The organism is Rheinheimera tangshanensis, from assembly GCF_014645135.1.
Classification (GTDB): Bacteria; Pseudomonadota; Gammaproteobacteria; order Enterobacterales; family Alteromonadaceae; genus Pararheinheimera; species Pararheinheimera tangshanensis.
In genome coordinates this window covers 109048-133298 of sequence record NZ_BMLH01000001.1, presented here as the reverse complement: position 1 = coordinate 133298, position 24251 = coordinate 109048, and the positions used below count along the sequence as shown (strand labels likewise).

The 24251-nt window shown below is 47.6% G+C and carries 19 protein-coding genes; 10 read left to right on the top strand and 9 right to left on the bottom strand.

Annotation, left to right across the window (positions count from 1 at the left end; genetic code table 11):
• Nucleotides 1–78 precede the first annotated feature (78 nt).
• The 4 genes from IEW88_RS00545 to IEW88_RS00530 form a co-directional block, all read right to left on the bottom strand.
• Complete coding sequence (locus IEW88_RS00545; RefSeq protein ID WP_147903146.1) at nt 79–1083, bottom strand: Gfo/Idh/MocA family protein; 1005 nt, start codon at nt 1081–1083, stop codon at nt 79–81.
• Nucleotides 1080–3476 carry a GH36-type glycosyl hydrolase domain-containing protein gene (locus IEW88_RS00540; protein WP_147903228.1) on the bottom strand — a complete coding sequence of 799 codons (2397 nt, stop codon included), beginning with the start codon at nt 3474–3476 and terminating at the stop codon, nt 1080–1082. Before IEW88_RS00540 ends, IEW88_RS00545 begins: the two co-directional genes overlap by 4 nt.
• Nucleotides 3477–3478: 2 nt before the next feature.
• The gene (locus IEW88_RS00535; RefSeq protein WP_147903147.1) at nt 3479–4876 is read right to left on the bottom strand and encodes an MFS transporter; all 1398 of its coding nucleotides are present in this window, start codon (nt 4874–4876) and stop codon (nt 3479–3481) included.
• A gap of 77 nt (nt 4877–4953) precedes the next feature.
• Complete coding sequence (locus IEW88_RS00530) at nt 4954–5505, bottom strand: gluconokinase (RefSeq protein WP_147903148.1); 552 nt, start codon at nt 5503–5505, stop codon at nt 4954–4956.
• Nucleotides 5506–5630: 125 nt separating this feature from the next.
• On the opposite strand from IEW88_RS00530, the gene gntR reads away from it, so the two are divergent.
• Nucleotides 5631–6632, top strand: coding sequence for an HTH-type transcriptional regulator GntR (gene gntR, locus IEW88_RS00525; protein WP_147903149.1), 1002 nt, complete (start codon nt 5631–5633; stop codon nt 6630–6632).
• Between the two features lie 274 nt (nt 6633–6906).
• On the opposite strand, the gene IEW88_RS00520 is transcribed toward gntR, so the two are convergent.
• The 3 genes from IEW88_RS00520 to IEW88_RS00510 form a co-directional block, all read right to left on the bottom strand.
• Nucleotides 6907–9369 (bottom strand): TonB-dependent receptor, encoded by a 2463-nt coding sequence (locus tag IEW88_RS00520; RefSeq protein WP_147903150.1) that lies wholly within the window; start codon nt 9367–9369, stop codon nt 6907–6909.
• Nucleotides 9370–9813: 444 nt separating this feature from the next.
• Nucleotides 9814–12867: a multidrug efflux RND transporter permease subunit gene (locus IEW88_RS00515; protein WP_147903151.1), complete on the bottom strand. Its 3054-nt coding sequence runs from the start codon at nt 12865–12867 to the stop codon at nt 9814–9816.
• Between the two features lie 2 nt (nt 12868–12869).
• Nucleotides 12870–13979: an efflux RND transporter periplasmic adaptor subunit gene (locus IEW88_RS00510; RefSeq protein ID WP_147903152.1), complete on the bottom strand. Its 1110-nt coding sequence runs from the start codon at nt 13977–13979 to the stop codon at nt 12870–12872.
• Nucleotides 13980–14261: 282 nt separating this feature from the next.
• Here IEW88_RS00510 and IEW88_RS00505 point away from each other — a divergent pair, with 282 nt between their 5' ends.
• The 9 genes from IEW88_RS00505 (at nt 14262) to IEW88_RS00465 (ending at nt 22414) form a co-directional block, all read left to right on the top strand.
• On the top strand, nt 14262–14771 hold the full coding sequence (locus tag IEW88_RS00505; protein ID WP_147903153.1) for a hypothetical protein: 510 nt from the start codon (nt 14262–14264) through the stop codon (nt 14769–14771).
• A gap of 36 nt (nt 14772–14807) precedes the next feature.
• Nucleotides 14808–15287, top strand: a complete 480-nt coding sequence (locus tag IEW88_RS00500) for a PaaI family thioesterase (RefSeq protein ID WP_147903154.1) — start codon at nt 14808–14810, stop codon at nt 15285–15287.
• A 72-nt stretch (nt 15288–15359) separates the two neighbouring features.
• Nucleotides 15360–15992, top strand: a complete 633-nt coding sequence (gene gmk, locus IEW88_RS00495) for a guanylate kinase (protein WP_147903155.1) — start codon at nt 15360–15362, stop codon at nt 15990–15992.
• A gap of 48 nt (nt 15993–16040) precedes the next feature.
• Nucleotides 16041–16316: a DNA-directed RNA polymerase subunit omega gene (gene rpoZ, locus IEW88_RS00490; RefSeq protein WP_147903156.1), complete on the top strand. Its 276-nt coding sequence runs from the start codon at nt 16041–16043 to the stop codon at nt 16314–16316.
• Between the two features lie 107 nt (nt 16317–16423).
• Entirely contained in the window at nt 16424–18547 is a 2124-nt protein-coding gene (gene spoT, locus IEW88_RS00485; protein ID WP_147903157.1) for a bifunctional GTP diphosphokinase/guanosine-3',5'-bis pyrophosphate 3'-pyrophosphohydrolase, read from the top strand.
• A 5-nt stretch (nt 18548–18552) separates the two neighbouring features.
• Nucleotides 18553–18945 carry a deaminase RidA gene (gene ridA, locus IEW88_RS00480; RefSeq protein WP_053425770.1) on the top strand — a complete coding sequence of 131 codons (393 nt, stop codon included), beginning with the start codon at nt 18553–18555 and terminating at the stop codon, nt 18943–18945.
• A gap of 39 nt (nt 18946–18984) precedes the next feature.
• Nucleotides 18985–19794: a substrate-binding periplasmic protein gene (locus IEW88_RS00475; protein ID WP_082335843.1), complete on the top strand. Its 810-nt coding sequence runs from the start codon at nt 18985–18987 to the stop codon at nt 19792–19794.
• A gap of 86 nt (nt 19795–19880) precedes the next feature.
• Nucleotides 19881–21962, top strand: a complete 2082-nt coding sequence (gene recG, locus IEW88_RS00470) for an ATP-dependent DNA helicase RecG (protein ID WP_147903158.1) — start codon at nt 19881–19883, stop codon at nt 21960–21962.
• A 38-nt stretch (nt 21963–22000) separates the two neighbouring features.
• A complete protein-coding gene (locus IEW88_RS00465; protein ID WP_053425767.1) occupies nt 22001–22414 on the top strand; it encodes a VOC family protein in 414 nt (137 codons plus the stop codon).
• Here IEW88_RS00465 and rarD read toward each other — a convergent pair.
• Together rarD and IEW88_RS00455 are read right to left on the bottom strand one after the other, a co-directional pair.
• Entirely contained in the window at nt 22399–23307 is a 909-nt protein-coding gene (rarD, locus tag IEW88_RS00460; RefSeq protein WP_147903159.1) for an EamA family transporter RarD, read from the bottom strand. The two genes, IEW88_RS00465 and rarD, sit on opposite strands and share 16 nt — an antisense overlap.
• 172 nt (nt 23308–23479) lie before the next feature.
• On the bottom strand, nt 23480–24223 hold the full coding sequence (locus tag IEW88_RS00455) for a carbonic anhydrase (protein ID WP_185148528.1): 744 nt from the start codon (nt 24221–24223) through the stop codon (nt 23480–23482).
• Between the last annotated feature and the right edge of the window lie 28 nt (nt 24224–24251).

The following is a 24251-nucleotide window of genomic DNA, read 5'->3' as shown; positions in this document are numbered from 1 at the left end:
TGGAGTATCAGATTTTTTGCATACGCAAGCAACTTTTCTGTGAAGTTCCCTATTTCATCTACTCTCTGTCAAACCAGATTAAGCAGTTCCAGCAGCTACAAAGCCCCTCGGCAACAACCCGGCCGCTTTATAGGCTGCATCAATCAGTTGCATCTGATCTATAGCATCCTGACCACCTGTCAGCGGTTTGGCTTCACCTTTGATGCAGCTCAGCGTGTGTTCAAGCTGGTGGTCGTAGGTGGTATCACCTTTGATTTGATACTCATGAGCCTCGCCGTTTTTGGTCAGGCATAAGGTGTGGCCCTGATGCGGCGCGACCAGGTTCAGCACTTCCAGTTGGCCTTTGTCACCTTCAAGATACAAAGACGCATCGTGATGGCGGCTTAAATGTTCGCTCATGGCGCAGCCAACATAGGCCAAAGGGCCATTCGGAAACTGTAAACGTAGCTCGAAGCTGCTATCGAGTTGAGGTTTAGGACAAATGGCACCGGCCCATACAATTTGCGGGGTACTGGCAAATAAAGTACGTAACCAGTGCAGTGGGTAGCAGCCTAAATCCATTAAAGCGCCGCCGCCCAGAGGCACGTTATGACGCAAAGAACCTGGTGTTTCGGCAATACGCACTGAAAAATTGCTGCGTACTGTGTGAATAGTGCCCAGTTCACCGCTTTTTACCAGTCGCTCTACTTCGGCAAACACCGGATGAAAGCGGTAGTGATACCCTTCAATCAGCAAACGGCCACAGGCCTCTGCAGCCGCTACCATAGCTTTGGCTTCTTCGGCGTCCATAGCAAAGGGCTTTTCGCACAATACATGCTTGCCTTGTTGCAAGGCTTTAATGGACCACTCGGCATGCATAGAAGGTGGTAAAGCGTTGTAAATTAAGTCGATATCAGCACGGGCCAACAGCTCGTCATAACTGCCTAACGCCAGTTCTATATCAAACTGCTGAGCAAAAGCCCGAGCTTTTTCAAGATTCGATGCAGCCACTGCTGCTATCACCACATCAGAGCGCCTGGCGGCGGGCTGAATAATAGCACGATCGGCAATGCGTGCAGCACCTAACAAACCTATACGGATCATGCGGTTCCCTCGCTGCCAGAAAGCGGTAATTGCACCAGCAACTGATAACTTTGGCCTGCTGTGATAGTACGTACCGCCAACTCCGCCTGCTGCACACCGTCCAGCCAGAGTGTTGCAGCTTTGACACCAGCGACCCGTTCAAACCGGATATGGAAGTCTGCGCCACGGAAACGACGTAACACCGAGGCTTTGTTCCAACTGGCCGGCAGTTGCGGCGCTAAAGTTAAACCTTGTTGGTCCCCTTTCACACCGAACAAACCTTCAACCAGGCAGCGGTATACCCAGTGCACTGTGCCTGTATTAAATAACTGGCTGGAGCGACCTGCAGTGCGCGGTAAGGTCTGGTAAGCGCCACGGTAATAATTGGGAATAAATACCGGTAACTGACCCCGTTGTAACTGATCTTGTGGATCGTCCGACGGCAGCATTTGTTTGAGTACCTGATAGGCCTTGTCGGCTTGGTTCACCTGATACAAAGCAAACAGATAAAAAGCCGCGGCGTGGTTATACACAGAGCCGTTTTCGGCTGAACCCGGATACTTTTGCGTGACACGGCCTACATCTTCCCGCATGGCGGTATAAGCAGGTGCCAGCATTTGCGGGCCATAAGGCGTATGTAGTTGCTGTTCGACGGCTGTTAACAGCTGCTGCTGTTGTTCGCTGTTAGCGGCACCGCTTAATAAAGCCCAGCTTTGTGGGTTTAAGTAAATACGGCCTTCGGTATCTTTGCTGATACCAAAGACCACGTTATCGTCTGTGATACCACGACCATACCAGTTGCCGTCCCATAAATACTGGTTCACAGCGGCATTAAAGGCGGCCGCCTGCTCTTCATACAAAGCCACATGCTCTGTCTGACCGGCGTCGCGGCAAATTTGCGCCCACACCTTCAGCGCATAAGCTGCAGCCAGGCTCAACCAGCCCGATACACCTTTGCCTTTGTAACCCACCATATTCATCGGGTCACACCAGTCGCCCTGCTCAATGTAACTTAAGCAGCGCTGGTCTTTTTTCAGCCATAACCAGCCCATAGCGCGGTGGATATGTTCGGCTACTGTGTGTTGTTCGGCCGAGTCTTTATAGGCTACTTTTTCGCTTAATAGCGCGTAATCATTGGTTTCAGCCAGATAAGCACTGATACAAACAGGTAACCAGACACATTGGTCGGTATGTGGCACCTGATTGATGTATTTCAGTTCGGCGTCTTTGTGCAGCAGGATACCGTCCGGCATTTCACCCGACAGATGTTGCTGCGACAGCGCTGTTAAGAACGCTTTGCGGGCTATCGCAGGAGCCAGATAGCTCATGCCCATATTATCCTGCAGATAATTACGGGTTTGTGGATCTGTGGTTAAACGGTTGACATCGCCATGGTAATACACCTGACGAGCCAGCCAGTGGTTCACATAGTTATTCAGCTCCTGGTCCGGCGTATCTATTTCTAAGCAAGGCACAGCTTGCGCAACATAAGCGGCATAAGCCTGTTGAATTTGAGTAAAACTTTCTGGTGTACCAAATACCTGCTGACGAATTTGCGCAACCTCAGCTTTGTCATAAGCAGGACCAAACACAAAACGGTATTGCTCGGTTTGGCCTGTGGCTAAAGACAGTCTGTATTGCATCACACAAGCTGGGGTTTCGTAGTCTGAATCACCACAAGCTAAACACTGCTGTTGCACTGCAGAAGGTGCATGCAAGCCGCCCTGCCCTTCAAACTGTTGCTGATTCACTTCCCAGAAATCCGGTGTGCGTTCGGCTAATAAGAAGGTTTTGTCTTTTAAGAACTTGTTTTTAAAGTAATCCGGATACTTTTGATAAGGCGTGACTGATGAGCAGATAATGGCTTTTAAATCGGCATCATAACGGCCAGACTGGTTCATCCAGGACATATAACCGACCGGGAAATACGGATATAAACTTAAGCTCCGGCTTTTTGCTGAATCATTGCGTACCGTCAGTTGCCATAACTCCAGCGGTTGATCTGGTGTTAAGGTCAACATCCATTCCACTGTTAAACCACAGTCCAGCGTCAGCTGCCAGCGGATATCCGACTGGCCTGCTGAAAACACAAAGTTTTGGGCTTCTTTGCGCACAGGCTCGTAAGGCACAGACCAGATTTCACCGCTGGTTTCATCTTTGATATAAACAAAACGGCCCGGATGATGCGCGTAATAGGGCTGCTCCGGCTGCATAAAGGTTTTAGCTTCTAAGTTTGGCGCATGGGCATACTTGGCTGGTTCTGGCTGCATAAACTGCGCTGTGGCATAACCACGGCAGTTTTGCTGGATCATCATTACCTTGTTCCATAAAAAGCCCGCCGCCTGTGGCATCGCAGTGGCGCTGTATAATTCATAACGCTGGCCGTTTTCTGTGGCTTGCATCAACTTCTTCATCATTACTCCGACACTCCGACTGCTTCATTTTTTACAAAGGGGGCTGCTTTACGCTGGTCCAGTTCCTGTTGAATAGTCAGCAATTGTTTTTCATCTAAATGGTAAAAGCGCATGACAAAAGCTGCCAGCAAAGCCACTAAGCCCGGGATCACTGACACCATCAATAAAATACCCATCTGTGAGCCTGCACTTTGTTCAGCATTGGCGACATAACCTATCAGCGCCAACAACCAGCCAATGACAGCTGAGGCAATAGCTCCGCCGAGCTTTTGCGAAAAAGTCGCGGCGGAAAAGGTCATGGCGGTAGCACGACGGCCAGTGCGCCATTCGTTGTAATCTGCAGTGTCAGCGTACATAGAAAAAGCCAAAGGCGATTTAGGGCCCAAGACAAAACCTATAGCCAGGTTGATGGCAAAAATTAAACCTATCTGATCGGCTGGTACAAAAAACAGGCTGATGGAAAAGAGTCCGGCCAGACTCATCAGCAGCATCATCAATGGCTTTTTATCCATAAATTTCGTCATTAAAGGTGTAGAAGCCGCGCCTAAAGCCAAAGCAAACATATAAGAGGATAAAAACTCGCCAACCAGCTCTGGGCGCATCACATAGTATTTAAAGTAATAAGTACCGCTGCTGGCGCGCATGGTGATGGTGATCATAATGATCAGCGCCAGGCTAAACAGCACCAGCCAGGGTTTGTTGTTTTTTAAATCCTTTAAATCCTGCAGCACAGCGCTGTTGTTTTCGCTGACGGGTTGAATACGCTCTTTGGTGCTGGCAAAAGTGAATAAAAACAATAAGGCGGCCGCTATACCAAACACAGCCATCGTCAACTGCCAACCCAGAGTTTCATCGCCCTGGCCTAATAACACCACCAGTTTAGGGGTTAAATAAGTCACCAGAATACCACCGGTAAAACCGCCGATAAAACGGAAGCTAACTAAAGTGGTTCTGTCCTGGCTATTGCGGGTCATCACGCCAGACAAGGCAGAGTAAGGAATATTGATGGCGGTGTAAGTCAGCATCAGTAAGCTGTAAGTGCAGTAGGCCCAGACCAGTTTTCCGCCAGGACCTAAGTCCGGTGTGCTGTACGTCAACACACCAGCACCAGCCAAAGGCAAAGCCAACCAAAGTAAATAAGGCCGGAATTTGCCCATCCGGGTTTTGGTTCTGTCAGCGATGGCGCCCATCATAGGGTCGGTAAAAGCATCGATGATTTTGGTGATCAGCATCATAGTGCCGGCAGCGGCCGCTGAAATACCGAAGACGTCGGTGTAGAAAATTAATAAAAAGGCCGAAATATTGGCCCAATAGAAGTTAAAACCCATGTCGCCGACGCCATAACCGAGTTTTTCACTCAGCTTGAGCCGGTCTTGAGGTACCGCAGTTTCTGTTGTCACTTTGTCACCCTGTCGTTGTTCTGTTGTTTTAATTAGTGAAATAGATGGAACGCACACCACCTGGTGATGTGTGCGTTTTAAAGTCGTTGTTGTATTTTTAGTGTGATCTGTAGCATCAACTCGTTCACGCTTTGGCTGATATCCAGACACAGCACATCGGCTTCCTGCTCCACAGGTTCCATAGTGGCCAATTGGCTTTGCAGCATAGAGACAGGCATGAAGTGGTTTTTCCGCTGTGCCAGCCGCTGCGCCAGCAGTTCAACACTGCCCTGTAAGTAAACAAACTGCGGCCTTGCAGCGGCCTGGCGAATACGTTCGCGGTGTTTACGGATCAAACCTGAGTAACTTAATACCACCGGCTGTTGTTTGGCTGCACAGTCTTGTAAGGCTGAACATAAAAGTCCCACCCACTGATCACGCATCTCACTGGTAATAGGGGTGCCGCATGCCATCATTTGTTTGGCTTCAGCACTGTGAAAATCATCCCCTTCGAGATAACGCCAACCCAGTTGTTCAGCCAGGCGTAAAGCCAGCGTCGATTTACCGCTGCCAGCCACCCCCATAATGATTAGACTTTGGCATTCTGTTGCCTTGCTTGCCTGCTTCTGAGCTGTTAGATCCTGTTGCATCAGATACGATCACACCTTCGATAAAAATGTGACTTCAGCTTAATTCAGATAAAATGATAGCGCAACCATTTTGACTCAAACATAGCTTTCAGTTATTGTTTTTTAAAAATAATGAGAATGGTGCGATGAATAAAAAACCTAACCTGAAAGATGTGGCCAAAGTAGCAGGTGTCAGTGCCATTACTGTGTCGCGCGTGCTAAGCAATCCCGATAAAGTCTCAGAGAAACTGCGGGCAAAAGTTGAACAGGCCGTGCATGAAATAGGTTATATCCGCAACCATGCCGCCAGCGCTTTGGCATCCCGTCGCTCAGGTGTGATAGCGGTTATCATTCCATCATTATCTAACATAGTTTTTAATGATGTGCTGCAGGGTATATACAGCGCGGTGAAACAGCATCATCTGCAGGTAGTGTTAGGGGATTGCCATTATTCGCCACTCGAAGAAGAAAAACTGATCGCCACTTTACTCAGTCAGTCGCCTGAGGGTTTTATCTTAACAGGCACAGATCAAACCGATTACGCCCGCAAATTACTGAAACAATCCGGTATTCCGATAGTGCAGTTGATGGAACTCAGCGACAGCCCTATTGATATGAATATCGGCTTTTCGCACTTTAATGCCGGTGTGGATATCACCAACCACTTGCTGCAAAAAGGCTATCGCAAACTGGGCTTTTTGGGCGCCCGCATGGATACCCGTACTCAGCAACGTTTAGCAGGTTTTAAAAAGGCGATCGCTGATTTTAAACAGCCTTGTCAAAGTTATGTAGTCACCACCACTCAGTCTTCGTCGATACGTTTAGGTGGTCAGTTATTGCAGGCTGTGATGGCTGAATCGCAAGGCCAGTGTGATGCCATATTCTGCTGTAATGACGATTTAGCTTTAGGGGCTTTGTTTGAAACCAAGAGAATGAACCTCAAAGTTCCGTCCGATATTGCCATTTGTGGTTTTAACGACTTAGAGGCTTCGGCTTTGGTCGAGCCTGCTATTACCAGCGTTGCGTCTCCGCGCTTTGAAATGGGCCAGCAAGCGGTGGAACTACTGATGACAGCTTCAGGCCAGGACAAAACCCATAAGCCGCCTGTAGATATCGGCTACCGCATAGTGGAACGAGCTTCGACTTAATAGCCGAATTAGTTTGCTGGTATGATTTTAGAGATAGTTTCAGACATATTTTTAGGCGTTTTCTGCCTTCACGCATGTAAAAAAGTACCAGCCGAAGCTGGTACTGACACCCTCAATTACCGGGAGAACCCAGACTCGCACAGTCTGGGAGATAAGGGTAAAACTACTGTCCCCTTCGTGCCTGAAGCTGCAAAAGTGTTGACGTTATTAACACAACTCAAGATCAATTCAGGCCAGGAACGGGCGACCCTAAAGGTCGCCGTTACAACATCAATTATTCAAAAGCTACGTTAAAACGCACACCAAAGGTACGTGGTGATTGCCACATAAAGTTAGGTACTGCGTCACCGTGAGTACGGCCTTGATCGCTCTTAATATCGCGGTCAGTGACGTTATTGACAAAAGCTTCGGTGGACCAGTTTCCTTCTGAAGGTTCGAACGTCAGGCTTAAATCCACTTTGGTATAGGCATCCTGACGGTCGATATCAGCAGCGTAAGGCAAGTTTTTGAAGCCTGCTGGTCTGTCACCACGGTTGGCTGGGTCAAACCATACTTCGCTGGTGTAACCGACACGAACTCTTGGCTTTAACGTAGCGCCGCTTTCCAAACCGACAAAATGCTCGTAATTCACAGAAGCTGAGAATTCCGGCGCCATCACTAAATGGTTACCGCTGAAATCCAGCAGGTTAGGCAATGCAGGGTTACCTGCAGACGGGTTAAAAGCTAAACCATCACGGCCATATTTAGAATCTGTGGTCAGGAACTCATCGTAGGTTGCATCCAGCACAGACATAGAACCACTTAACTCGCCATTTTCAATCACCAACCAACGGGCTTCTAATTCCAGACCATTGATAGTGGCTTTACCAGCGTTGGTTTTACGCAGTAAATCAGCACCAGTGTTGGTCACTACGTTACTGGTCACCTGTAAGTCAGTGTATTCAGTGCTAAACAGCGCAGCAAATAACTGCAAAGTGCCGTCGAGGAATAAACCTTTCATACCCAATTCGATACTGGTGTTTTCTTCCGGCGCTACATAAGCAGCAGTACCTGCAGCTTCGTTATTGTTAGCAGCAATAATGGCATCCAGAGCTTCTTGCGTGAATGGGCCAGTACCAGTGTATTTATTACCATCCTGAATAGTACCGGACTTAAAGCCAGTGGCGTAGGAGGTGTAGAACATCACGTCATCCGTCATATCCCATTCAACACGAGCCATACCTGTGGTTTTGCTCCACTCCGGGCTGGTATCGTTGTAAGTATCGACCCAACATTGACCAGGTTGCACCAGGTTCTTGTTCGGGCCAAGACCATTCAGGATACCTTCCGGATCCATGTAGCCGACGTGATCCTGGTTAGGGTCCATCACTTCAGTACGTTTTACGTCAGGACACATGATGTTACGACCACCTTTGTCCCAACGTTTATCGTTGGTGTAACGTAAGCCGGCACTCAAGCGCCAGTCGTCAGTCAGTTTATAAGTAGACTGAGCATAGATACTGTTCGACTCTAAACCACGGTCAGGCTGACGGTAAGTAGACCATAAGTTTTTGTTTGGCGTAGTGCCACCTTCGTAATCCACGTCAGGGTGTACTATGTCAAAAATAGTCTTGTTGTTTTCTTTGAAGTAGAAGTAACCCACCATCCACTGTAAGCGTTCAGCGTCATCATTTTTGAACTGTAACTCGTGTTGAGTGGCTTGGTGATCACATTCAACACAACCGCCCCACTCGTATTTTTCCAGGCTCCAGGTTCTGTCCCATACCGAAACACGGGACGTATCTGTGTAGCCACCGATGTAAGACAATTGCTGACCTGAGTCGAAGTTATAATTCATTCTGGTACGGAAGCTATCGCTGGTCGCATCGTTAAAACCAGGTTCCTGTACATAAGAGCTGCGATCCGAACCACCAGTAATAGTTGGGATATTGCCCGTGCCATTATCGGTAAAGTTTTCATAGGAGAAAGTGAAGTCAAACTTGTCTGACGGCTGGTAAAAAGCGCTAAAACGCGCAGCGGCCAGATCGGTAGAACCATATTTTTCGCCCATGGCTGAACCTGGCAGGAAATCAACCACACCTTCAGATTGGTCCATAGCTGCAGCAACACGTACTGCTAAAGTGTCGCTTAATGGAATATTGACCATAGCGCGGGTCGCGCGGCGATCGTAGTTGCCTAAGGTGATTTCAGCATTGGCATCAAAACCGTCCAGACGGGCTTTGGCCGTGTGTAAATTCACCACGCCACCAGTGGCGTTACGGCCAAATAAAGTACCTTGTGGACCACGTAAAACTTCAGCACCTTCTAAGTCAAACATCAAAGCAGAAGCGCCTTGAGAGCGGGCTGAATAAATACCATCAATGTGGAAAGCGACTGCTGGGTCACCACTTTCAGTTTGGTCAGAAGAACCAATACCACGCACATACACCATTGGCGTATTTTGCGTGCCGTTTTGCGCTATTTGTAAACTCGGCACTATGCCCTGTAAGTCATCCAGCTGCGCTACATGGTTTTCATCCAGAGTTTTCTGGTCAAAGGCTGTTACCGCCAGTGGAGTTTCCCTTAAGGTAGTGACCCTTTTGGTTGCACTGATTTGAATGACTTCAATAGCACGGCCTTCGTCATCTTTGCCATCGCTGGTTTTGGTTGTTTCAGCCACTTGCGCAGCAACACCAAAAGCACTGCACAGTGCTAAAGTGGTGAGTAAGTAAGATGGTTTTAATTTTAAGACTTTCACGTTAATCCCCTATCCTGTCTGGATGTCTTTGTCAGCATGACAGCGCTAACACCTGTTGATTTTTTTTATTTGGTATCAATTCAGGCGAAATAAAATCCAGAGTCACTAGCAGGTATCCTGCAGTTTAATTGATTTATTTCGCTTATTTTTTATACCAAGGCTGAGCCTGGGCGATAAATTAGCCTCAGATAAATGATTGCGCAACCATTATTTAGATCTTTTTTACAAAGAAAAGCTGAGATCCGGATCTTTTGCGACAGGATGCAACACGAGGGCTAGCTGAATTAATAGGCAGTTTTTGTGTTTATTTTAATCGGAATGATGAGAGAAATGCAGATCTTGTAAAAATGATAGCGCTACCAATTATTGTTTTTCAATAAGTAAAGCTCTGCTCTACGCCTTAAGGAGAAAGAAGCCAGAGCGAATCCACTCTGGCCTCAGTCTTTATTTTTTCTGTAAAAAGGCTTTATCTAATGCGAGGAACACAACAGGAGTCGTCAATAGAGTTAACACCTGACTAAAAGCAAGCCCGCCAACCACGGCCACACCTAAAGGCACCCGCAGCTCCGCACCAGTACCAAACCCCATCATGAGAGGCACAGCGCCTAAAATAGCAGCCAAGGTCGTCATCATAATGGGGCGGAACCGAACCAGACAGGCCTGATGTATCGCATCTTTGGCGGACATACCTTGTTCACGCTGGGCTTGGAGGGCAAAGTCGACCATCAGAATACCGTTTTTCTTCACTATACCTATCAGCAAAATAATGCCTATCAGCGCCATGATGGAAAAGTCCAGTTGCCAGGCCCAAAGTAATAAAATGGCGCCTATAGCAGCTGAAGGTAAGGTAGATAAAATAGTCAGAGGATGAACAAAACTCTCGTACAACACGCCCAAAATGATGTAAACCGCCAACAAGGCAGTGAAGATCAGCAGAGGTTGAGTAGCCAAAGAATCCTGAAAAGCCTGCGCAGCGCCCTGGAAAGAACCTGACACTGAAGCTGGCATTTGCAACTCTCCACGAGCCTGATCCAGAGCTTTTACCGCATCCCCCAAAGCCACTCCAGCCGCCAGGTTAAAGGACAAATTCGCTGCTGGTTGCATACCATTGTGTGCAATCACCACAGGGCCGTTGGTCGCAGGTAACACTTTGGCAAAAGCCAGTAAAGGCACCATCTCCCCTGTTGTAGGTGAACGTAAATGGAAGTAGTTTAAGCTTTCCGCTGTGCCACGCTGTTCAGGATCCAATTCCAGTATCACATTGTATTGGTTAGTTTCGGTCTGATATTCGTTGATTTGACGTTGACCAAAAGCATCGTACAAAGCCTGATCCAAATCAGCAGCAGCAAAACCTAAACGAGCCGCTTCCTGCCGATCCAGCTCCAGCTTGATAATATTAGCGTCCCACTGCAAGTCGTTGGATAAGTCGGTAAACATAGGATTTTGTCTAAGCTTGGCCGTTAGAGCCTGAGTCCAGGTCGCCAACTCGTCACTGCTTAAGGCTTTGAGCACATAACTGTATTGAGCACGGCCAGGACCAGCCCCCAGGTTAATATCCTGAGCGGCCCGTAAAAACACCTGCAGACCAGGAATTTGCGCAAACTGCGGTCTTAATCTGTCGATAATTTCACTGGCACTGGCGTCCCTGTCATCAGGGTCGCTTAACACCACCCAAACCCGACCTGAGCCAGTGGAGTTATTGCCACCCACCGCATGGTTGAAACCTGTGATATCCGGATCATTTTTTAAGATCTGCTCCAGTTGCTTGTGTTTGGCAATCATATCTTCATACGGAATATCAGACGCAGCTTGCGTGATCCCTATGACAAAACCTGTGTCCTGCAATGGAAAAAAGCCTTTAGGGATCGCCATAAAACTGGCAACACTGCCAGCTACCGTCAGAAAAAACACCCCAAGCATAATGCGCTGATGTTCCAGAGCCCAAGTCAGCACCTTGTCGTAACGTTTGACTAAACGGTCAAAAAAGCCCGGCTTATTTGGGTCATGAGCAGGCGCTTTATCCATAAAAAGTGAAGCTAAAGTCGGAGCCAGGGTTAAACACACCAACACAGAAATTAAAATCGCAGCTGTAGCCGTTAAAGAAAACTCTAAAAATAGCTTACCAATAATACCGCCCATAAACAGCAGCGGAATAAAGGCCGCCACTAAAGACACACTGATGGAAATAACAGTAAAACCTATTTCCTCCGCACCTTTCAGTGCTGCCACTCGTTTACTCTCGCCCGCCTCTAAATGCCGGTGAATATTTTCAATCACGACAATGGCGTCGTCGACAATAAAACCTACAGCGATCACAATAGCCACCAGGGTGAGGTTATTCAGGCTAAAACCAGCCAGATACATAAAGGCACAGGTACCGACCAGTGATACCCCCAGCACCGCTGAGACGATTAAAGTGGCAGACCACTGACGTAAAAACGCCGCCATTACAGCAATAACCAGCACTACAGCTATAGCCAAAGTCAGTTCCACTTCAGCTAAGGATGAGCGGATAGTCCGGGTTCTGTCGTTAAAGACTTCAACTTTGACATCAGCAGGTAAAGCAGCGGTCAGTTGAGGTAAAGCGGCTCTGATTCGATCCGCTGTGGCTACTATGTTGGCACCAGGCTGACGGCGGATAATTAAGGCGACACCAGATTCACCATTCGGCCAAATTTGCACAAAATCGTTTTCTGCCCCCAGTTTCACACTAGCGACGTCACGCAGATACACAGGAGCGCCGTCGTTATAACTAACAATCAAGTTGGCATATTCATCGGCAGAAAAAATCTGATCATTGACCGCTAAAGTGGATACTCTGTTGTCCCCAAACAAAGCACCTTTAGGCAAGTTGACGCTGGCGCGTTGCACTGCAGAGCGAATATCTGCCAGAGTTAAACCTGCGGCAGCTAAAACTTCAGGTTTGGCCTGAATGCGAATAGCAGGTTTTTGCTGACCACCAATAAAAACTTCACCGACTCCATTAATTTGGGTCATCTGACGTGCCAGCACTGTCTCAGCTAAATCGCTAATTTCAGTGCGGGATAAAGTTTCGGAGGTCACACCAATAATTAAAATTGGACTATCGGCCGGATTAACCTTACGCCAGGTTGGCAAGTTGGGCATATCGGGTAAACGACCTGCCGCCTGATTCAGCGCCGCCTGAACTTCCTGTGCAGCACTGTCGATATCCTTTTCCAGCACGAATTGCAGAGTAATTTCAACAGAACCCAAAGCACTGCTTGAGGTCATTTCGGTAATACCGGGCACTGAGCTTAATGCCACTTCCAAAGGAGTCGCGACGGCGGACGCCATAGTTTCAGCACTGGCACCAGGTAAACGGGCATTGACCTGAATGGTCGGAAAGTCAGCTTCAGGTAAAGGCGCCACGGATAAACGCGGAAACGCCAGCATACCTAACACGACCAAAGCAAAGGTCAATAATACTGTGCCTATAGGATGGTCCATACACCAGGCAAATACGCTGCGGCTTTTCATGCTTATTGCTCCGTAGCTGCAGTTTGGGGCGTGTCAGTCAAAATTTTCAGCTCAGCACCTTTACGTAAACGACTCTGACCATCCACTATCACCTGTTGACCAGCGCTAACCCCTGTCACCACCACCTGATTTCTATCCTGCAATACCACATCTACAGCGGCTGTGGCGGCTTTACCTTGTTGTTCCAGCCAGACAAAAGCACCTTCAGGCCCCTGCTGCAAGGCCTTGGCCGGAATAGTGAAGGCCTGTTCCAGCACTTTACTCTGCAAAGCTATAACCACGGACTGACTGGGCCATAAAGCTGCGTCCGGATTGGCAAAATCTGCTTTCACCCTGATAGTACCTGTCGCAGCTGCCACTCTGTTATCTACGACTGTAAGCTGACCTTGTGCCAAAGGATCGGCACCTTCTTTTGCATAAGCCAGCACAGGCACTGTTTGTTTTTGGCGGATTTGCTGTGTCAACAGCTGTAACTCAGGTAAGCGTGACTGCGGCAAGGCAATTTCAATACTGATAGGGTCTAGTTGCACTACCGAAAACAAACTATTGGTATCGCTGGTTCTGACATAATTGCCTGCATCGACATTGCGTATGCCGACCTGACCTGAAATAGGTGACAGAATTTGGGTATAAGACAACTCCACCTGCTGCGCATTGATAGTGGCCCGCACGCTACGTAGTTGTGCTTCCAGTTGCTGTACTGTGGCCTGTTGCTGGTCGGCCATTTGTGCCGATACCGCCTGATCTTTACGTAAGTTCTGATAACGTTTTAAGTCTAATCGCGCTACATCGAGCTGAGCTTGCACGACCGCCAGCTGAGCTTTGGCTTGCTCGTATGCAGCTCTGATACTGCGATCATCAATCACTGCCAACAAGTCGCCTGCTTTCACCAGTTGGCCTTCTTCCACCAAAATGCGCTGTAATATGCCGTCCACCTGAGGGCGAATTTCAACACTTTGCTGAGCTTTCACTTGCCCTATACCCCGGATCCAGACGGGCACATCCTGCTGTTGCACTAAAGTCGTTTTCACCGGCACAGCCGGGCCCTGTTGCGCCATCACAGCACAGCTCAGCCAAAGGCTAGATGTCATCACTAGCTTTGCCAGTTTCATACAAAAACTCCGTTGTATTTTTAAGTAAAAACAGCCTGTTTGGGCCACTTAGCATAACGAATAGCAGCTAAAATGACAGCACTGCTTCTGGTGTTAAATCACGATTTTGTTGAGTTCTGCTCAACTAAACGATTTGGATTTTACAAAGGATCAGTCAATGCGTTCAGGCGCAAAAAAAAACAGACCAGCAGAAGATTGTTATACAGCGGTCTTGTCTGCGCTGTAAAAAAGAAAAAGATCCGCTATAGTTATTTAACCATTTATTAACAGGCGGAGTTCAGGATGAAACCGCTTTTCACTATTTTGCTCTGTTCTAGTTTTTCTATACTGGCACAACAGCAATGGCAAGTTACAGAGTGCGATAAAACCGCAAAAAAACTGCAACAACTCGAACAAAAAATTAGTTCAGGTTATAGCGTAAAAGAAGCAAAACCACTGAGCCAAGAGCAACGTCTGCTGGAAAAACAGCTGGACCAGTTTTGCCAGCAACCTGTCTTAGCCTCAGCTCAAAAAAAGCCAAAAGTGAAAAAGACGGCCACACTGAACACGACTAAAGATCCATTGGCTGCTATCGCCAAAGGCCCAGAGCTTTATGTCAGCTCGGTCTCAGTGAAAGCTCCTTATCAGGGTAAAAAACTACAAGCCTGGCTGGAGTATTATTCCGAACCTAAACAATGTTTTGGTGTAAGAGACAGCAGACAAATGGTCTGGTGCGTGGAACAGCGCCAACAAGCGAAAGCGAATTTTGAGCGACAATGGCAGCAAAAACTCGCACTATCGCAACCAGAGTGATAAGCTCCGACCAGTTGAATTCTGGAGCCTCTATTTATGAACGCCTTAACTAAAGCCAACTTACAACTCTGGTGGTTTGGATGTCGTTATATTCCGCTGATAGGTTTTTGCAAACCAAAAATTCTGGAATTAACAGACGAGCGCACTGTGATCCGTATGCCACACCATCGTCATACTAAAAACCATTTAGGCAGTATTTATTTTGGTGCTCTGGCTATAGGTGCCGATTTAGCCGGTGCTTTTTTAGTCTTTTACAAGGCGCGACAGAAAAAACTGAATATTCATTTTGCTTTTAAAGACGTGCAGGGTGAGTTTTTAAAACGACCTGAGGCCGCAGTGCATTTCACCAGTAACGACGGTGCTCTGATCGATCAGATGATTCAGCAATCTTTGGATACAGGTGAGCGCATCAACCAGGCCGTCACTATTGATGTGACCTGCCCTTCCTTGCATGGTGACGAATTAATGGCCAAATTCACCTTAACTTTGTCCGTCAAAGCGAAAAAGAAGTCTTAACTCTGCTTAGCCTTGTTTGCAGCAAGAGGCTGACAAGGCTAAAATCGCCTTTTGATTGTGAAGGTGAGCGGCATGCAGGACTTATTAGGTAACTTATTTATTATTTCAGCACCCAGCGGAGCGGGAAAATCCACGCTGATTAATGCACTTTTAAAGCAAGATGCCGATATGCAGTTGAGTGTCTCCCACACCACCCGCTCACCGCGTCCGGGCGAGACTGACGGTGTGCAGTATCATTTCACCGACGTATCCAGCTTTAAACAATTGATTGCAGAGGATCAGTTTATCGAGTGGGCTGAAGTTTTTGGCAATTACTACGGTACATCCAAAGCAGCCCTGGCCGATAAGCTGGCGCAAGGCATAGATGTATTTCTGGATATCGACTGGCAGGGTGCCCGCCAGATCAAACAGCAACTGCCTTTTGTCACCAGTATTTTTATTCTGCCACCCAGTGTCGGGGCGTTAGAGCAACGCTTGAATCAACGTGGTCAGGATAGCGCTGAAGTGATAGCGGGTCGTATGGCCAAAGCCCGCGACGAAATCAGCCATGCCAATGAATATGACTATTGGGTGGTGAATGATGATCTGGAGCTGGCGGTACAGCAATTTTCCGGCATTATCCGGAGCCAGCGCTTAAAACAGCAGAAGCAGGCGATACGGCAACAGAAGTTACTTTCTGGCCTGTTGGCGAACGAAACGAAATAGAGTAGACTATGCGGTCTTTATTCAGACCCAGATTAACCGGAGTGGCAGATGGCTCGCGTAACAGTTGAAGATGCAGTAAATAAAATTGGTAACCGCTTTGATTTAATTCTGGTGGCCTCACGTCGTGCCCGTCAACTGGCTGTTGAAGGCAAAGAAGCTATGGTTGACCCGGAAAACGATAAGTCTACTGTGGTTGCTTTACGTGAAATAGAAAAAGGTTTTATCACCAACAGCATTCTGGACCAGCAGGAACGTCGTGAACAGTTACAGCAAGAAGCTTCAGAAATGGCTGCAGTTGCTGCAATTATTGGTTCTGACGAATAATCTGAGTTCCTTCCTGTGCCAACGGTATCCGGCCGTTGGCAATAGCTCGAAATCCACGTATATTCAAAGGAACACGCCAAAGCGTTGTGCGTATTGGGGAGTTTCGGATGTATTTGTTTGAAGGCCTGAAAAATCAAATCAGCGCTTACCTGCCACCTGAGCAGGTTGCTCTGGTACAACAGGCTTATATTGTAGCCCGCGACGCTCATGCGCCCCAAATTCGCTCCAGTGGCGAACCTTATATTACTCATCCTGTAGCAGTCACCAGTATCCTCGCCGAAATGCGGATGGATTACGAAACCTTAATGGCGGCCTTACTGCATGATGTGATTGAAGACACCCCCGTCAGCAAAGACGATTTAAGCCGGATGTTTGGTGAAACTGTGGCCGAACTGGTACAGGGCGTCAGTAAACTCGATAAAGTAAAATTCAAAGATATCAAAGAGTTCGAAGTTACTAATCTGCAAAAAATGTTTATGGCGATGACGCAGGATATCCGCGTTATTTTAATTAAACTGGCCGACCGCACTCATAATATGCGCACCATAGGTGCACTCAAACCAGAAAAACGCCGTCGTATTGCCAGAGAAACTTTAGAGCTGTACGCTCCTATCGCCAACAGGTTAGGTATCCACAATATTAAAAACGAGCTGGAAAACTGGGGCTTCCGCGCTTTATACCCAATGCGCTATCGCGCTTTAGAAACTGCAGTCAAACAGGCCCGTGGCAACCGTAAAGAAATTATTGAAAAAATCCAGTCCGAAATCGAACAGCGTATTAAAGCCGCCGGTATAGAAGCCGAAGTCGCTGGTCGTGAAAAACATCTGTATAGCATCTATCGTAAAATGAAAAGCAAAGAGCTGATGTTTAACGATGTGATGGATATTTACGGCTTTAGAGTCATTATCAATAGCATAGACAACTGTTATCGCGTCCTTGGCGTGGTCCATAACTTGTTTAAGCCAATAGAAAGCCGTTTTAAAGACTATATCGCCATTCCCAAACAAAACGGTTATCAGTCCCTACATACATCCCTGATAGGTCCACACGGTATTCCGGTGGAAATTCAGATGCGCACCCGTGAAATGGATGAAATGGCTGACAAAGGGATTGCAGCACACTGGTCCTACAAAGGTACTGGCGAAAATAAAAATACCACAGCGCAAATCCGTGCTCAGCGCTGGATGCAAAGCTTGCTGGAACTACAACAAAGCTCGGGCAATACCTACGAATTTGTCGAAAATGTAAAATCTGAGCTCTATCCGGACGAGCTTTATGTCTTTAGCCCTAAAGGCAAGATTGTGGAGTTGCCTATTGGTGCCAATGCGGTAGATTTTGCCTATACGGTGCATACTGATATAGGTAATACCTGTGTCGGCGCACGAGTCGATCGCAAACCTTATCCACTGAATAAACCACTGGAAACTGGCCAGACGGTAGAAATAATCACCAGCTCTGGTGGTAAACCTAATGCCAACTGGCTGAACCATGTTGTCACCAGTCGTGCTATTTTGGGTATTCGTAACTATCTGAAAAAACAACAACTCAGCGAAGCTGTGGGTTTAGGTCGACGTTTACTGACCTCAGCTTTGGGTGACGTCAAACTCGAATCAATTCCACCTGAGCGTATTGAGCAGGTCTTGCAAAGTACCACCCAGAAGTCGCTGGACGAATTGCTGGTCGAAATTGGTTTAGGTAACCAGTTACCTATTGCCGTAGCTCGTCGCCTGTTGGGTGGTTTTGAATCCGGTGAAGAAGCTTTGCCAGCGGAAAATCCGGCCAACCAAAAAACCAAAGCTTTTATCATTGGCTCTGAAGGTATGTTACTGACCTTCGCCAAATGTTGCCGCCCTATTCCGGGTGACGAAATTGCCGCCAACGCCACACCAGGTAAAGGGTTGAACGTGCATCGTGTAGAGTGTCGTAATATTCGTGGCTGGGAAAAAGAGCCGGGTAAATACTTCCCGGTGAAATGGGATAAAACCGGCGATAAACAGTTTTTATGTGATATCAGGGTTTTCATAGTTAACCAACCCGGTGTACTGGCTAAACTGACGACAGTGATAGCCTCACAGGATTCCAATATTCAGGACCTGTCGACGGACGACAGAGACACAGGCGAATACGTGATTAAAATCACCTTGTCTGTGCGTGACCGTATTAATTTAGCCAACGTCATGCGCAAAATCCGCGTATTGCCTGAAGTGCTCAAAGTTTACAGAAGGAAATAAGTATTATGTCAAAAGTGATCATCAGTACAGATAAAGCTCCTGCGGCAATTGGCACTTATAGCCAGGCCGTGAAAATTGGCACTACAGTGTATTTATCTGGTCAGATCCCTTTAGTACCTGCCACCATGCAAATGGTGTCTGAAAACTTCGCCGAACAAACGCAGCAGGTATTTGAAAACCTGACCGCTGTTTGTCAGGCCGCTGGAGGCAGTTTAAATGATATGGTGAAGGTGAATATTTTCCTGACTGATCTGTCTAACTTCGCTACCGTAAATGAGATTATGAGCAAGCATTTTAGCGCACCTTACCCAGCCCGTGCGGCAGTGCAAGTCAGCGCTTTACCTCGTGGCGCTCAAATAGAAATTGATGGTGTGATGGAAGTGCCATCGACCAACTAACAGGGAAAATGGCCGCTTCTGTCCTATAAGGCGAACTGAGTGACAAAGATCCTGTGTTGTATTTTGTTGTTGGTTTTACCCAGACTGGCAACCGCTGCACAAACACCAGTTTTAACCTGGTGTCTGGATCATTTCTCACGTTTTCATGCCTATGAAACAGGCAAGGCTCCTTACGGCCCCTCCGTAGATTTAATGCAGGAACTGGCCAGGCGTGCCGGGTTCCAGCTCAAATTCAGTCCAAAAACCCCTTCGGCCCGCTGCTTCCGCCAAATGCAGACGGGTGAAGCGGATTTAATGAGTAACCTGAACTTTACCGAAGAACGGGCAGAGTATATGCACCTTCTGCCATACAACGAACGTATTCCTGAATCCCTGTATCTGAAAAGTAGCGACAGAAGGCTTATTCTCAGTTTTGGTCAGCTGGAATCACTCAGTTTGGCGACTGTACGCAATTACGCTTATCACCCTGGTCTGATGCTGGTACTTAAAACCTCCAAACGCCATGTGGAGATTGACAGCATAGAGACTGGTTTTGAAATGCTGCAACGTGGCCGGGTCGACGCCTTGGTGGTGCCCACTCAAAGCTCTTTGGATGTAATAGCAGACCACAAAGAGATGCATTTTCAGTTCAAACGCGCCCCTATTGATTTTTCAGTGGTAGAAAAACGTTTTATCAATATTGGCTTATCGAAAAAAAGTCCACATCTGGCATTAAAAGACCGTATCGAACAAGCTCTTGAGTCCATGGTGCAGGATGGTACAGTGAAAAAACTCTATGCCTTCGATCCTCTCAAACATGGTCCTACCTATCTGGCGGATGATGAGTCCGGACCTAAAAAGCAACCTTAAATGCAGTTGATGTTCAACTCTGGCTATGCCCTGTGACGATCACAGGTTAAACTGTCTGCTATCAGTCACTTAGTTTGGTCTTTCTCTTGACAGTAACAGCACTGGATAGTCTATCCGTCAGCCAACTGAAAGGTGTTGGCGCCAAAGTCAGTGAACTGCTGCACAAGCTGGGTATTCAGAGTGTGCAGGATTTATTGTTTCACTTGCCTTTGCGTTACGAAGACCGCACCCGTCTCTATCCTATAGCCGACTTATGGCCACAACAAACAGCCACAGTGCAGGGTGAAGTGATCAGCAGTGAAATTACCTTTGGTAAAAGACGTAGCTGGCTGGTGTCTATTCGGGATGGCTCAGGTTACCTAACCTTACGTTTCTTCCATTTTAATGCCGCACAGAAAAATGCCGTTACACCAGGTGTCACCTTGCGAGTTTTTGGTGAAGTCAAACGTGGCATGCGTGGTTTTGAGATGATGCATCCTGAATACAAAGTAGTAAAAGATGGTTTGAATCAGGATGTAGCCGAAACTCTGACGCCGGTTTATCCCAGCACTGAAGGACTAAAACAAAATAGCTGGCGCAATTTAACTGACGCGGCGTTACAGGTATTACAGCGCAGCAGTCCCACCGAATATTTAGCACCAGTGCTGGGTCAGAACAGCTGGTCTTTATCTGATGCACTATTTTATCTGCACAGACCTCCTCCGGATGCCTCTTTACAGTTGCTGGAACAAGGCCAACATCCAGCACAGCAACGGCTGATTTTTGAAGAATTGGTAGCGCAGCAGTTGTCGATGCTGCAATTACGCCAGCAATGCCGGGTACAACAAGGCCGCAGTTTTGTGGTAGATGAAACCCAGAATCAAAAGTTTTTAGCGGCTTTGCCTTTTGCGCCAACAGGTGCCCAGCAGCGGGTCATTAACGAAATCCGCCACGATTTAAGCCAAACCGAACCCATGTTACGTTTGGTCCAGGGGGATGTAGGCTCTGGTAAAACGCTGGTGGCAGCTCTATCGGCTTTGACTGTATTGAGCCGTGGCGCTCAAGTCGCCTTAATGGCCCCGACAGAGCTGCTGGCAGAACAGCATGCCAACACTTTCAAAGCCTGGCTGGAGCCTCTGGGTTATCAGATTGCCTGGCTGGCGGGTAAAGCTTCTGCCAAACAAAAACAGCTTCAGCTCTCTGTCATTCAGAGCGGCGAAGCTCAAATGGTAATTGGCACTCATGCCTTGTTTCAGCAGCACGTGCAATTTCAGCAACTGGCTTTAGTCATCATCGATGAGCAACACAGATTTGGTGTACATCAGCGGCTGGAGCTAAGGGAAAAAGGCGCAGACACCGGCTTTTATCCGCACCAGTTGGTGATGACCGCCACTCCTATCCCCCGCACTTTAGCCATGACGGCTTATGCTGATTTAGATACCTCTGTGATAGATGAACTGCCACCGGGCCGCACTCCTGTCACTACTGTGGTGCTGCCTGATAGCCGGCGTGCCGAGGTGACAGAACGGGTGCGTCAGGCCGTACAAAATGAAGGTCGTCAGGCCTATTGGGTTTGTACTTTGATTGAAGAGTCGGAACAACTGCAATGCCAGGCTGCTGAAATGACAGCAGTGGAACTGACCGCCGCCCTGCCTGACTTACGTATTGGCTTAGTACATGGCCGGCTAAAAGCCGCTGAAAAGCAGCAAGTGATGGCTGATTTTAAAGCAGGTGAGCTGGATTTACTGGTAGCGACCACTGTGATTGAAGTTGGTGTCGACGTGCCTAATGCCAGTTTAATGATCATTGAAAACCCCGAGCGTTTAGGTTTAGCTCAGTTGCACCAGCTACGAGGCCGGGTAGGTCGTGGTAGCGCGGTCTCCCATTGTGTTTTGCTGTATCACGCGCCTTTATCAGCCACAGCTCAAGCCCGCTTATCAGTGCTTAGGGAAAGCAATGATGGTTTCGTGATAGCACAACGTGATTTAGAAATCCGTGGTCCGGGTGAACTACTCGGTACCAAACAAACAGGACAAGTCAGCTACCGTATAGCCGATTTAAGCCGGGATGCTCATTTAATCCCTGCGGCCCAACAAGCAGCCGCCCTATTATGGCAGCAGCATCACCCGAACTGTGCTGCTCTTATACGTCGTTGGTTAGGTTTTAAAGAGATCTATGCTCAAGCCTGAGCCTGTTTATACTGACCAGGCCAATTAAGGAGCGGATTATGTTTCGTATTGTGCAGATAGACCATGTGGTGCTCAGGGTGAAAAACCTGCAGTTGATGCTGGATTTTTATCAGCAGGTAGTGGGCTGCACTCTGGAGCGGCAGGAAACCGACTTAGGTTTATATCAATTAAGAGCAGGTCTAAGCCTGATTGACTTAGTACCAGTCAACCAACCTCTGGGCCAACAAGGTGGTGAAGCGCCAGGCATAGAGGGTCACAATATGGACCATTTGTGTTTACGTATTGAGCCTTTTGACCCACAAGCTTTGCAGTTGTATTTTCAGCATCAAGGCGTAACGGCGGGGCCTGTCGAATCTCGTTATGGTGCCGAAGGTCAGGGTCCTTCGATCTATATTCAGGACCCTGAAGGCAATACTATCGAAATAAAAGGTCCGCCTTATTCAATCACTTGAACTACAGGTCTTTTCCGTAACGCCAGATAAGCGTCTACCGAATACACTATCAGCGCCAGCCATATAAAACCAAAAGTCACCAGCTTAGCCGTGGTTAAAGCTTCGTTGTAGAGCCAAACGCCAAACACAAACATAAAACTTGGGCCTATGTACTGGAAAAAGCCCATAGTCGACAGTTGTAACCGCTTAGCTGCAGCGATAAACAGCAACAAAGGCACAGTAGTAACAAAACCTGCCGCCATCAGCCATAAGTTTAAGCTCCAGCTATTTTGGCTAAAATCAGCTGCACTGCTGTCGGCAAACTGCCACCAGTAATACAAGGCCAGAGGCAGTAATAATAAAGATTCAATAAAAAGTCCGGTAATGGCATCTATCGCCAGCTTTTTACGAAATAAGCCGTACAATGCAAAAGTACTGGCTAAGGTTAAAGCTATCCAGGGCACAGAGCCAAAAGTCACCAGTTGGATCACCACTCCCGTCACCGCCAGTGATAATGCAATCCACTGAAACTTACGCAAACGCTCACCGAGGAAGAACATGCCCAGCAGCACGTTGAGCAAAGGGTTGATGTAATAACCTAAACTGGCATCGAGCATATGATGGTTATTCACAGCCCAGATAAACAAACCCCAGTTCCCTCCTAAAATCAGCGAGGTGCCCAAAAGCGCCAAAACTAATTTAGGCTGAACTAGGATCTGCTGTACTTTGCTCCATTGCTGCATGGCAAAGACGATTAGCACCAGCAATACAAAAGACCAGACCACACGGTGGATCAGGATCTCCTGCGCCGGCACAAAGTCGATTTGTTTAAAATAAAGCGGCGCTATACCCCATAAGGTATAAGCACCAGCGGCAAAAGCACCACCTAGTTTTTGTGCAGGACTTAATGTCATGGGTATCACCTTGATCAGCAGGGATCCTTGCGGTATGAGGCGCGCATTGTACTGGATGAAGACTGATTAAGTAATGACATCTGACGCAGGAATAAAAAACTTGGCCTTATCTGAAAACAAATTGGCCTAAATCAGCGTCAGGTCACCCGATTTACTGCAGCGCTTGGTTGGTTTAGCGTACCAAAGTTAAAGTTCGGCCATTTAACTGCTGCAATGGTCTGGCATTTTTCCCCATCAACTGGCTTAGCTGTTTTAACTGTTCTGCCGAGGCGTCGATAGGATGAGTTAACACTAGCCAGTACACTCCCTCACTGCAAGGCGGCGTGGTTAACGACCCCATATAGTGGTAAAAGTGTTTGGTTTTTGGCAGGAGGGCGTTCAGATCCAAAGCTGCTTTTTGATCTGTGACTGTCTCGCCTTTAAGTAAAGGGACTTTTTGCAACAACTGCTGCAACGTAGCGTTCGTTTGTCCCTGCTGCACAAACACTCCTACGATAGCCAACTGACCATCCGCATCGCTGTGGACAAAATGTACTTCCATCGGGAAGCTTTTGCCATTCAGTTGATGCTCGCTTGGTGTGTGAAAATGCAATTGCTTTAAGTTGTAGTCCTGCCCGCCAAAACTAAGGTGAAGTGGCGCAGCGCTGACTTCTTCAACTAAGGTATGACCCATATGGGTCAATTGTAATGGCTGAGCTGCGTAACGTAGCTGGGGTGCCGAAAATTTAGCGTCCTCTGCCACAGTCAAATCAATAGGTGATTGTTCTTTGCCGTTTTTACAGCTTGCAAAATCCATGGTCAGATTGCCCCAATGTTCTGGCCCGGCATATCCTTCGTAGTCCCAGTCGGGATAGAGATCCTCAGCCAAAGCAGGAAGCCCCACCCCCAGAGCTAGCAATAAAAGAATTTTTTTCATGGCACCACACCTGTTTAACACCTTTGAC